9 protein-coding genes and 1 pseudogene are annotated in these 11,720 nt (G+C 55.7%); 4 read left to right on the forward strand and 6 right to left on the reverse strand.

The window, feature by feature from the left end; translation table 11 throughout:
- The first annotated feature begins 83 nt into the window (after positions 1-83).
- Positions 84-2,603, forward strand: a complete 2,520-nt coding sequence (locus ACT3TJ_RS07975; protein WP_444622110.1) for a glucose/quinate/shikimate family membrane-bound PQQ-dependent dehydrogenase — start codon at positions 84-86, stop codon at positions 2,601-2,603.
- Positions 2,604-2,725: 122 nt separating this feature from the next.
- Here the strand turns inward: ACT3TJ_RS07975 and ACT3TJ_RS07980 are convergent, their stop codons facing one another.
- A complete protein-coding gene (locus ACT3TJ_RS07980; RefSeq protein WP_444622111.1) occupies positions 2,726-4,774 on the reverse strand; it encodes a TonB-dependent receptor family protein in 2,049 nt (682 codons plus the stop codon).
- Between the two features lie 148 nt (positions 4,775-4,922).
- Between ACT3TJ_RS07980 and ACT3TJ_RS07985 the strand changes: the two are divergent.
- Positions 4,923-5,065, forward strand: a pseudogene (locus ACT3TJ_RS07985) (YqaE/Pmp3 family membrane protein).
- Positions 5,066-5,133: 68 nt separating this feature from the next.
- On the opposite strand, the gene ACT3TJ_RS07990 reads toward ACT3TJ_RS07985, so the two are convergent.
- The 3 genes from ACT3TJ_RS07990 to ACT3TJ_RS08000 all read right to left on the reverse strand — a co-directional run bounded on the left by ACT3TJ_RS07990 (position 5,134) and on the right by ACT3TJ_RS08000 (position 7,983).
- Positions 5,134-5,607, reverse strand: a complete 474-nt coding sequence (locus ACT3TJ_RS07990; RefSeq protein WP_087108178.1) for a nucleoside deaminase — start codon at positions 5,605-5,607, stop codon at positions 5,134-5,136.
- Positions 5,608-5,641: 34 nt separating this feature from the next.
- Positions 5,642-6,904, reverse strand: a complete 1,263-nt coding sequence (locus tag ACT3TJ_RS07995; RefSeq protein WP_444622112.1) for a dicarboxylate/amino acid:cation symporter — start codon at positions 6,902-6,904, stop codon at positions 5,642-5,644.
- A 179-nt stretch (positions 6,905-7,083) separates the two neighbouring features.
- Positions 7,084-7,983 (reverse strand): NAD(P)/FAD-dependent oxidoreductase, encoded by a 900-nt coding sequence (locus ACT3TJ_RS08000; RefSeq protein ID WP_444622113.1) that lies wholly within the window; start codon positions 7,981-7,983, stop codon positions 7,084-7,086.
- Positions 7,984-8,316: 333 nt separating this feature from the next.
- Here ACT3TJ_RS08000 and ACT3TJ_RS08005 point away from each other — a divergent pair, with 333 nt between their 5' ends.
- Positions 8,317-9,279 carry an ATP-binding cassette domain-containing protein gene (locus ACT3TJ_RS08005; RefSeq protein WP_444622114.1) on the forward strand — a complete coding sequence of 321 codons (963 nt, stop codon included), beginning with the start codon at positions 8,317-8,319 and terminating at the stop codon, positions 9,277-9,279.
- A gap of 9 nt (positions 9,280-9,288) precedes the next feature.
- Here the strand turns inward: ACT3TJ_RS08005 and ACT3TJ_RS08010 are convergent, their stop codons facing one another.
- The gene (locus ACT3TJ_RS08010; RefSeq protein ID WP_444622115.1) at positions 9,289-10,161 is read right to left on the reverse strand and encodes a helix-turn-helix transcriptional regulator; all 873 of its coding nucleotides are present in this window, start codon (positions 10,159-10,161) and stop codon (positions 9,289-9,291) included.
- Between the two features lie 136 nt (positions 10,162-10,297).
- Between ACT3TJ_RS08010 and ACT3TJ_RS08015 the strand changes: the two genes are divergently transcribed.
- On the forward strand, positions 10,298-11,461 hold the full coding sequence (locus ACT3TJ_RS08015) for an MFS transporter (protein ID WP_441679101.1): 1,164 nt from the start codon (positions 10,298-10,300) through the stop codon (positions 11,459-11,461).
- 83 nt (positions 11,462-11,544) lie between these two features.
- Here the strand turns inward: ACT3TJ_RS08015 and ACT3TJ_RS08020 are convergent.
- Positions 11,545-11,720 (reverse strand): transposase (locus ACT3TJ_RS08020; protein ID WP_444622116.1); only part of this gene is annotated, 176 nt, incomplete at its 5' end.

Here is an 11,720-nt window from a genome sequence, read left to right on the forward strand (position 1 = left end):
CCGTCGGAGCCGGTACCAAGCCTAGCCATCAACAGCTATCAAACGTAATAAGCTGTCAATCGTAATAAACAGGGGGAACACTCATGGATGAAAATACGCGAGCACGCGGGAAATGGCCTGCCTTACTGCTAGGCCTCTTACTGATTGTTGCAGGCCTGGCGTTAGCGGTAGGCGGCGGCAAACTCATTAGCCTCGGCGGCAGTGCCTACTATTTGATAGTTGGCATTGGCATTACCGCCACCGGTATTTTACTCGCTATGCGCAGGGGCGCTGCCCTTTGGCTTTATGCGCTAATTTTAATAGCGACGCTGCTTTGGGCACTGTGGGAAGTTGGCCTGGATTGGTGGCAGTTGGTTCCCCGCGTCGCCGTCCTTGCGCTCATCGGCATCATTATGCTGCTTCCCTGGTGGCGAAAGCCGCTTCGTTCGCGAGGCGGCAGTCTCGCGCTGACCGCCAGCATTGCAGCCGCTATAGTGGTGGCTATCGCCAGTCAATTTGATGACCCCACGACCATTGATGGCACGCTTGCCAATAACAGCACGTCGGGTAGTGAGAGCGTCAACCCCGCCCAGGTAGCAGGCGATGACTGGCCCGCCTATGGCGGTACCAATGCTGGCACGCACTACTCGTCGTTAAGTCAAATCACCCCAGAGAATATTGGTCAACTGGAAGAAGTATGGCGTATTCAGACCGGTGACCAGGCGGGCCCCGACGCTCCTCCCGAAATTACCAACCAGAATACGCCGTTAAAAGTTAACGACAGCCTGTATATCTGCACCTCTCACAGCCGCGCTATGGCGCTTTCTCCCGAAACCGGTGAAACCCTGTGGGAGTTTGACCCGCAAATTAGCACCCAGGGCGCCGACGACTTCTCGGGCTGGGCGCACATGACCTGCCGAGGCCTTGCGTACTACGATGCTGCCAACTACGCAGACAGCGGTACAGATGATGCGAGCGAAGCAGGCGCTCAGGCGCCTGAACTTTTTGCGGATGCCAGCGCCTTTGATATCGACGTTGCTATTCTTAGTGGTTTGACAGAAACCGCTGCAGGTGATGCTGACAATGCGCCCTCGGCAATTATTAGCCAAACCGATGTGATGTGCCCGCGCCGTCTTTACCTGCCCACCGCCGATGCCCGCCTGATCGCCCTGAATGCCGACACCGGTGAGCCGTGTGAAGGGTTTGGGGTAAACGGCGAAGTTGATCTAACCCGCAACATCGGCGACTTCAACCCTGGCGGCTACTACTCAACCTCCCCCGCCACCGTGACCGAGAACCTGGTCATCTTGGGCGGCCACGTGACGGATAACAGCTCAACCGATGAGCCGTCAGGCGTTATCCGCGCCTTTGATGTGCGCACTGGCGAGCTGGTATGGAACTGGGATAGCGGCAACCCGGAAGAAACAGAACCGCTTGCCGATAACGAAACCTACACACGCAACTCGCCCAACGTATGGGCGCCCATTAGCGTTGATGAAACGCTGGGGCTGGTGTACCTGCCAATGGGCAATGCAACGCCCGACCAGTATGGCGCGGACCGTACCGAAAACGATGAAATCTACAGCGCAGGCTTGGTGGCGCTTGAACTCGAAACCGGCCAGGTTGCTTGGGTCTATCAGTTCGTTCATCACGACCTGTGGGATATGGATATGCCCGCTCAACCCGTACTGATTGATTTGGCGACCAGTGACGGCGTTCAACCCGCGGTGATCCAGCCAACAAAGCAGGGCAGCCTTTACGTGCTTAACCGGGAAACCGGCGAAGCGATCGTGCCGATTGAAGAAATCCCTGCGCCCCAAGGCGCCATTGAAGGCGACTGGACAGCAGAAACTCAGCCGCGTTCGGCACTCAATCTGCTACCCCCACCGCTAACCGAGCGCGACATGTGGGGTGCATCACCGTTTGATCAAATGATGTGTCGTATTCAATTCAACTCACTGCGCTATGAAGGCCAGTACACGCCTCCCTCGCTTGAAGGCAGCATCATCTACCCGGGTAACGTCGGGGTGATGAACTGGGGCGGCGTTGCGGTTGACCCTGAGCGCCAGGCGCTCTTCACCGGGGCCAAGTACTTGGCATTTATCTCGCGCTTGATTCCTCGTGATGAGGTTGAAGAAGGCCAGGGGTCTGCCAGCGAACAAGGGCTACAGCCAAACGCAGGAGCCCCGTACGCCGTTGAACTAGGGCCGCTGCTGTCGATATTTGATTTGCCCTGCCAGGCACCGCCCTGGGGCGATGTAGCGGGTATCGATCTGCAAAATGCCGAGGTCGTGTGGAAGCACCGCAACGGCACTACGCGTGACAGCATGCCCTTTGATTTGCCGATTGGTTTGCCGGTGGGTGTTCCGGCACTAGGCGGCCCGCTCTCCACCGCCAGCGGCGTTGTCTTTATGTCGGGCACGCTGGACCAGTATCTGCGTGGTTACGACATCACCACGGGCGAAGAGCTCTTTAAAGCACGCTTGCCCGCCGGTGGCCAGGCCACCCCCATGACTTATACCGGCGCCGATGGCCGTCAATACGTGGTGGTAACGGCGGGTGGTCACGGCACCTTCGGAACTAAAATGGGCGATTACGTTATCGGGTACGCACTACCTGAATAAGCGTTTACTCATCGTCTCGTCATAACACAGCGGGCAGCCCTTGGGCTGCCCGCTGTCATTACAGTGTAGTGGCCATTACCGAAGCCTTCGCCGATTAAAGCCGAAGGCTTGAAACCTCGGGCTTAAAAGCGCATTTCTACCCCACCGTAAACGCTGCGCCCCGGTGCCGGTTCATAGTAACGACCATAGGTGCCGTTCAAGCGAACGTTGGCATAGTGCTCTTGATCAAGCAGGTTACGCACGCCCACATAAGCGTTTAAACGTGAGTCGCTTCCCAGTTGCCAACCATCCCCCACGCGAAGGTTCACCAGCCAATAGCTATCTATATCCGTTTCATTAGCGTTATCAGCGACCATATCGCCGGTGTATTGCGTTTCAAGCGTGGCAAAGCGGTGCGCTGAGCTCTCCCAGGTAAGCTGGTTGACCCAGGTTTGCTCCGGCAAGCCGGGAATACGCTTGCCATCAAAGCGCTCATCAGGCGTGGAAAACCGATCGAACTCATAGCGCGCCAGCGTCAACGCACTGTCTAACCGCCACTGATCGGCAAGCTGCCAGCCCAGCGCTACTTCCAGGCCGTCCCGATTGGTATCGCCCGCATTTTGATAGAAGGTACGCCCGCCCTCATCATAAGGCACTAGCTCATCACGCACACGTACCGAGAACAAGGCAACGTCGTAATCCATCGCTAGCGGCTCAATATACCCGCGCATACCCACTTCACGGTTCCAGGCCTTTTGCGGCTCAATGGATGGATTAAAGCCGCCGCCTGCCGGGTTAGCAAATTCAGCGAATGTAGGCGTTTCAAAGGCCGTCCCGGTATTGATATACACCTGATGCTGAGGACGATAGCGGTAGCTAAGCCCGGCAGAGCCGCTCCACTCATTAAAGGTACGCTCACCGCTTTGATCGCCATCGTCAAAATACTGGTCACCCACATCCAAATCCACACGGTCAAACCGCGCGCCTAACGACAGCGTTACCTGCTCGGTGATATCCAAATCGCCCTGAGCAAAAACACCCGCCGACGTGGCCTTTTGGGTTTCATCCGCCACTTGATCACCTACCGCGCCCTGGGCGTTCACATCATTGCGGAAGCGATCATCACTCTGGCGCGCGACATCAACCCCCGCGACATAGCTCAGCGGTAGCTCGCCCAGAGTAATATCATGATGGTATTCAGCGCTGGCGCCCATGTAATCACGCTTATACCCTAATCGGCTGTCGCCCACGTAGGGCAACTGCTGCTCAAAATCGCGTCGCGCAATAAACCCTTTAAGGTAGAGTTCACCCGGGCCTGCGGCCAGATCTTCATACTGCAAACCGACTAGCTGCTGGTCGACTTTTTGGTGTGAATCAAGCGCCAATGCATTGGGTGCCGCCTGATGGCGCCCGCTAGCCACTTCGCCAGCATTGAGTGCACCGGGATCTTCCGAGCGCGGGTTTTCCAGCAAGTTGACAATCGCGGTTAGCGCACGCTCGCTACCCAGCTCCCGGCGTAGCTTGGCATTCAACAAATACTTTTCAGTTGAGCTCTGATCGCGATAGCCATCCACGTTTAAGGCAGAAAAACTGACGTGGTGTGACCACTCCCCTTGGGCGCCACCGGTTTGCAGGGCAGCTTTACGATACCCATCACTGCCCACCCCTACTCGCAGCCGCGTGCCTGGATTATCACGCCCGTCAGCGGTCGTCACATCAATCACCCCACCGGCGGCATTGCCATAAAGTACCGAGGAAGGCCCACGAATCACCTCAATGCGCTCGGCGCTGTCCAGATCAATGGCGTCCAGCTGCGCCTGGCCATCGGGCAAGGTATAAGGAATGCCATCAACCATCACCGTAATACCGCGCACGCCAAACGGCGCACGTGCACCAAAGCCACGTATTGCAATACGCTGGCCCTGGGCAAAATTATCCCGGTTTTGGACAAACACACCCGGCACGCGTACCAATGACTCATCCAACCGCACACGCTGCTGGCCCTGAGCAATGGCGTCTCGATCCAGAATAGAAACCGCAGCCGGTGTGGCATACAGCTCACGTGCTAAACGGGGTGCACTCACTTCAACGGTGGGCAGCGCTTGGGTAGATACCGGCTCAGCTTGTGCCCAAAGCGGGCCAGAAACAGCGCAGCTTGCAAGTAGTAGTGATGGCGGTAGTAACTTATACATGGATTCCCTTCCCCGTTTTTCTGATAAAAAAATGATCGTTAAGGATGTTGAAAAAAAGCGTTAACTAAAGATAGAAATAACGCCGCAGATAACAATTCATATAAGTAAAGGAGGTGTTGTGGCGTTGGTAGCAACGGATCCGGTCAAGATGATGTTTGCCATCATCCTACCGCCGTTAGGTGTATTTTAGAGGTTGGCCTAAAAGGCTATTGTTGGCAAAGCACCATCCTGACGCTGCTTGGCTTTATCCCCGGCATCATTCATGCGTTTTATGTGATTTTAAAGCACTGATTGTACAACATAGATAAACCCTGAAGCCGCCTGGACAAATGCCTGGGCGGCTCTTTTGTTGCTGCTAGCTAAACCGCATGGCGCCGTTGGTGCAGCGCATGGACCTTTTCATCCCACCCCGCTAACGGGCCTGCTACTTCAAGCCCTGGCACAATGTGCTGAATAGGGAAGGAGGCTACCGCCGGTGGGGCGACGCCCAGGTCATCTAGCCAACGCCCTAACTGTTCAGATGAACTGATATAAACGATCCGACCAAGCCCTGCCCACCCATGCGCGGCTGCGCACATGGCGCAGTGCTCACCCGTGGTATACACCGTTGCCTTGGCGCGCGCCTCTGGCGTCATGTGCTGTGCTGCCCAACGTGCCAGCGTAAACTCGGGATGCTGCGTCACGTCACCGCTGACAATTCGGTTACGGTCCTCGGCAAGAATATCCCCTTGTGCACTTACCAGCACGCTGCCAAAGGGTTCATCGCCCGCATCAAGAGCTTCTTCAGCCAGCTCAATGGCACGGGTCAAGTAAGTGAGTTCCTGGTCATTCATCCCGTCGTCTCCTGTCGATTAATGGCCTTGCTCGTTACTCTTTCACTGTGGAAGAGATATCGTCTAAAGGCACGTCTTTCTGTTTGCCTTCTTCACTTTTGGCGATCACTGCCGTGCCCACTAAATCGCCGGTTATATTCAGAGCGGTAGCGCCCATTCCTACCAACGCATCAATAGCAGTTAACAGTACGACGGTTTCGATCGGCAGCCCTACCTGAGCAAACACGGTGGCAATCATGATGATACCCGCCCCCGGTACGCCCGCAGTGCCAACTGAGATCAGCGTACCGATCACGACAATTTGAGCCATGCTGGCAAGATCCAGCGGTGCGCCGATCACATTAGCAGCAAACACCGCGGAAATAGCGATCCGAATCGCCGCGCCATCCATGTTCATGGTCGCTCCCAGCGGCAGGCTAAACCCGTACACACTTTGCGCGATGCCCATACGGCGGGCGGCATTCATAGTCAGTGGCAGCACGCCCGCGCTACTTTGCGTGGCAAACGCCGTGGCCATCGGTGTGCGAGCCTCCCGAAAAAAGCGGCGCAGTTTCACCCCAAAAAGACGCATGATGACGCAGTAAATCGCCAGTTGAACGGCCAGGGCAATGTAAAGCACGATCACCATGTCACCCAATGACAGTAGCGTTTCAAACCCCTGCTGGCTGACAGTTTCCGCCACGATAGCGAACACCCCAATCGGTACGACATGCAGCACGCCCGACATCACCTTCAGCGTCACGGCATTCAAGCCTTCGATCATTTCATACAACCGCTCGGCGCTTTTGCCGTGCGTTTCGCTTTGGCGCACTTTCATCAAAGCGATACCGAATACCAACGCGGTAAAAATGATGCCGAGCAGGTTCAGGTCAGCCAACGCGCCAATAATGTTGTTCGGGACGATATTAAGCAGTACATCAACGAGTCCCGGATTCTCCGGCACTGAGAAGCTCGCACTGTCATCCAGCGTCATGCCACTGCCTGGATTAAGTAGTGAGGCAACCGATAGCCCCACCACAATTGCGAACGCAGAAGAAGCCAGGTAATACAGCAGCACCTTTTGACCAACGCGGCCGACGCCACCCACCGTTGACTGGTTGATACCGACCATCAGCGTAAACAGTACAATGGGTACAATTAGAAACGTCAGCAGCCGCAGCAGTAGGTCGCCGACCGGCGTCAGCCAAGTGGCGATGTTTTCCCCACCCAACAAACCCACCACCACACCCAGCAGCAACGCGATCGTGACACGTAGAATCAACGAAGAGCGCATATATCCTTTCAAAAGCGCCGCCATGTTAGTCACCTTTACCCAGAAAGCTTATTAGAGCCCGCCAGCAGAAAACGTCACCCTACGGAGCCAGCGAACCTCCAGCCGCTGCCTGATGGCTCAGGCTCGCGATACAAGCACACGTATTGGAGACTGCGCTGATTGACATTGAAATAGGCTCCTCTACTACGCCATTGAAGCCTGATTTATAAATCGAATACCAGCGAATGGTGCGCTGCCTGCCCAGCCAAGGCGCCGTCGCTAACGGCAAGCGAAAGATTACCCACAGGCCGTGCAATGTCACCACAAGCAAAAACACCAGGCACGGAGGTTGCCTGAGCAGCACTGGTTTTGATAACACGCCCCAGCGGCGTGGTCTCAATTTCGCACCCGAGGCGCAGCGCCAGCGTGCTGGGGATCGTTTGAGTGACAACAAACAGCCCCTCCAAGGGAAATACCCGGCTATCGGCCATTACTACCTTCACGCCTTCCCCTGCCAGGCGTTCAACAGCGCCATGTTCGATATGCGTACCGCGCTCGTCGAGTTTTTGTAATTGCCTCTTATCAGGCGCAAACGTGTCGTTCAAAAATAGCGTTGTTTTGCCCCAATCGGGCAGCATCAGCGCAAGGTGCATCGCCGCTGCTGAATGGGCCAACACACCAATATGCCCACGGTTTAGATCAAAACCATGACAGTAAGGGCAATGAAAAACATGCGTGCCCCAGCGCTCTTTAAGCCCTGGCAACGCGGGAAGATCATCGTCTACGCCAGCGGCCAGAATAACGCGACGGGCGCGAAATGACGACGCCGCTGCCCGTGGCTCGGCAAGCGTTAGCGTAAAGTCTCCCACTTCGCCGACAATCGTTTCAACCTCCCCTTTGTGCCAGTCAACTGTCGGGTATTGAGCCAGTTCCGCGTAGCCTGCCGCCACAATGTCCTCGGGCGACTTACCATCCTGCGTCAAAAATCCCCGCGACCGAGCGGAAAACCGGTTACGCGGCTGGTCAGCATCCACCACTACTATATGGCGCCGCGTCTGGGCCAGCTGCAGCCCAGCGGCCATCCCGGCATAGCTGCCGCCTACAATTGCCACGTCGTACATCATGGTTTGCTCTCTTTCCATTGAGTGCCTATTGCGCGTATCTAGCGAGATACAAAATCCTTGTCAGAAAGTGTAGATCAGCAGGCAGGTAGCGCGGCAAAGGCCTTGGAAAAGCAACATAAGTTGACTAGGCTAGAAGCCTTCCCTCTGATTAAAGGTATTCGTCCAATGCGCTATTAATGCTGCCGTCCTGTTTCCGACGGCCACGTTCTCCATCCCTTATTAAAAGGGGAATGTTTGGCATTGATAGGTACATCCGATGACGAAGACGTTTATTTCGCTCGATAGCGTTTCTTATACGCTGCCCACCTGCCACGTATCGTTGAGCTGTCAACGTTGGGGCTACGCAGCTATGGCGGCAATTACACCTTTTACGCCGAACAAAAGGCGAGCGAAAAAGCAGCGGCTCAAGCTAGCCTGGAACACCATCAAAAAGAGAAAAAACGTGCAGAGCGCGTGCTGCATCAACAACATGAACGCCAAGCGCAACGTCAGGCGCGTGGCAACCGCCAGCGGCATGAGGCCAATCAGGCAAAAATCCTGCTGGATCGTCAAAAAGAGCGCAGCGAACTTTCCGCTGGGCGTCTTGCCCACCAGCAGGCAGAAACACGCAGCCAGCACCTGAACGCTATTCAGCAAGCCCGGGAGCAGCTTGCTGAAGATCCGCATATCGCGCTGCATGACATTGCCGTGCAGCCTGCCCAGCGGATCATTGCTGAGCTAACGGATATCACACTTCCTTACGTTGCCGGGAAGCTTAATCTCAGCCTCACGGGACAGCAGCGTTTAGGCATTGTTGGCCCCAACGGCTCGGGTAAATCCACTCTGCTTAAACTCCTGGCTGAACAGCGTCTACCCCTAAAGGGTGAACGCCGTATGCATGTCAGAAGCGCCTATCTCGATCAACACCTGGCTCAGCTGGATAAAACCCGGAGCGCTATAGAGCAGTTAGCAGCCGCCAACCGAGCAGCACCGACCAGCCTGCTGCGAACACGATTAGTACACCTTGGGCTAACGGCTGAGAAAATTAGCGTTGCCTGCGGGAAGCTAAGCGGTGGTGAACAGCTAAAGGTAGCGCTGGCGTGCGCGCTATATGCCGACCCGCCCGCGCAGCTGTTACTTCTGGATGAGCCCAGCAACCATCTCGACCTACCCTCGCTACAGGCATTGGAAAGCATGTTAAGAGGCTACTCAGGTGCGCTGGTAGTGGCCTCTCATGACCTGGAGTTCTTGCACAACCTCGCGCTGACCGACTACCTATGCGCTACGCCAGAGGGCTGGGTATTGGAAAAAGCCTAAAACCACTCATTATGATGTTGGCGTTTGGGCATCCTGAAGCCAGCGGTTAAACGCCTCTTCGGTGCCCATGCCATTGTTAGCGGCGTCGCTTTTAATAACGTAATAGACCAGCCGCAGGTGGCGGTCTTCGTCAACCAACAACGAGGTATGCTCAAAATCGAGCGCCCCTAACGGCGCGACGTAAAAGTGTCGAACGCCGTGGCAAGGCCCGTGGATATCCTGTCCTACCCACCACGTTTTAAAATCTTTATCCGCGTGGATCAGCATTTTGATCAACGCATTGATCGCCGGGTCTTCAGGCGCGCGGGCCACATCGCGTTTAAAACTGGCGAGCATTTGGCGGGCCTGCTCTTCCCAAGGGTCGAAAAGCCCGCGTGTGGCTGCATCGGCAAACAGTAGCCACAGAAGATTGCGCTGCTCCGGTGGGTGTTTAGAGAAGCCAAACAGACGATCACTCGCGTGGTTCCAGGCCAGCACATCCCAGCGCAAATTCAACACGTAGGCAGGCCGAGTGGGTAAATCGTTCATCAGACGATGTATCAAGGGCGGCACTATGCACCATGTTTTTCCCGGCTCAGCGGGGAGGCGTTGGTGCGCCAGCAAAAACAGATGGCGCCGCTCGGTGGCATCAAACTTAAGCGTACGCGCAAGGCGGTCGAGAAAATCCGCCGAGGCACGAATATCGCGCCCTTGCTCCAGCCACGTGTACCAGGTCAACCCAACCCCGGCGAGTGCCGCGACTTCCTCGCGGCGTAAGCCAGGCGTGCGCCGCCGCTTACCCACGGGCAAGCCAACCTCTTCAGGTGTTACCTGCTCGCGCCGGCTACGCAGGAATTCCCCAAGCTCGGTTCGGGTGCGGTTTAACGAACGTACTGCCGCCATCTTGTTGCCTTTAGTAATAGTATAAATAGTTAAATTGTACCCCCTTTAAAGCCTCTCCAGAATAGCGCCCTCACCGCTTGGAGCCGTCTGCAAGATACGGATGCCAAGTAATGTATGAGCCTGACTGGAGAGCCTAATGGCACTTTCTTCTCGACTATCGATTTACTTAATTGCCTTGGGCGCCTTTTCTTTGGGGATGGCGTCTTATGTTACTGCTGGCCTTATACCCCTGATTACTCATGCTTTTTTAGTATCAGATGCCATGGCGGCACAACTGGTAACGGCGTTTACACTGGCGTATGGCCTGGTTTCCCCCATCGTGGTCGCGCTCCTGCCGGGTCATCAGCAGCGCACAGGGTTAATCATCGCATTGGCGATGTTCGTTATTGCAAATGTGGCAAGCGCGCTGACCACAAGTTTTGTCATGCTGATGGCCTGGAGAGCACTCGCTGGCGTGGGAGCTGGGGTTTATCTGGCGCTAGGGATTGCAGCCTCGGCGGCACTCGTACCTGAAACGCAGCGCGGCAACGCCATCGCGATGATTATGGGCGGGATGGCGAGCGGCACCGTGCTTGGCGTGCCGCTTAGTCTGTTGCTCGCCGGACAGTTGGGCTGGGCCTCAGCCATGTGGCTGATTGCACTGCTCGGCGCAATTTCCCTGGCAGGCCTGTACTACAAGCTCCCCAATATTCCCGCAGCGCCTTCTATATCGTTGCGGCGCAAACTGGTCATTTTGAAGCACCCCGCGACCATGACCATTCTAGCTGTCTCGCTGTTAGCTGCCGTAGCAAGCCTTGGTATGTACACCTTTATTTCACCGCTTATAGCAGCATCGACGTCTGGCAGCTCTCCCTCTATGGCACTTTATCTATGGGTTTGGGGCGTTGGCGGGATTTTGGGCAGCTTTTTAATTGGTCCGATTGTGGATAAAAGCCAAGGCTCCAGCGTTGTCCTGGCTATTATGCTGGTCTTGGCCGTTTCGCTGATAAGCCTGCCAATTGCTGCAGCTCTGCATCCATGGCTTGCGCTTGTGCCTATCGCCCTATGGGGAGCCGTCGGCTGGGCGTTACAGGTGCCGCAAAATAACGCACTAATGCACGTTCGCAAACCACATGGCGATGGCAATCTCGCCGTAGCCCTGAACGAGTCAGCGCTTTACCTGGGTAGCGCGATTGGGGCGGCGGTAGGCGGGCTTATGCTTGCCAGTGCCTTTCCGCTTTGGACGCTTGCGTTAAGTGCCGGTGCGCTTGCTGCAAGCGGTGCGTTATTACAGCTCACCATGCGCAAGCGCAGTCACTAAACAATTAATATTAAGCACTTAGCAATCGCGACATGACCTGTTGCGCGCAGGAGTGAAGTATTGCCTTGGATTAGGGCGTGTCCTCATTTCATTTTCAACCAAATGAAGGTGCACGCCAGGTAAACCATGGATTTGAAATTTCGTGCCAGCTTCTCAAAGCGAGTGGCAATGCTGCGAAAGTGCTTCAGCCGAGCAAAGAGGTTTTCTACCAAATGGCGATGCCTGTAGAGAAAGGCATCAAACTCCGGATTTGGCGTCC

The sequence above is a fragment of the Halomonas sp. AOP30-A1-24 genome (assembly GCF_052378165.1).
GTDB lineage: Bacteria > Pseudomonadota > Gammaproteobacteria > Pseudomonadales > Halomonadaceae > Vreelandella > Vreelandella citrativorans.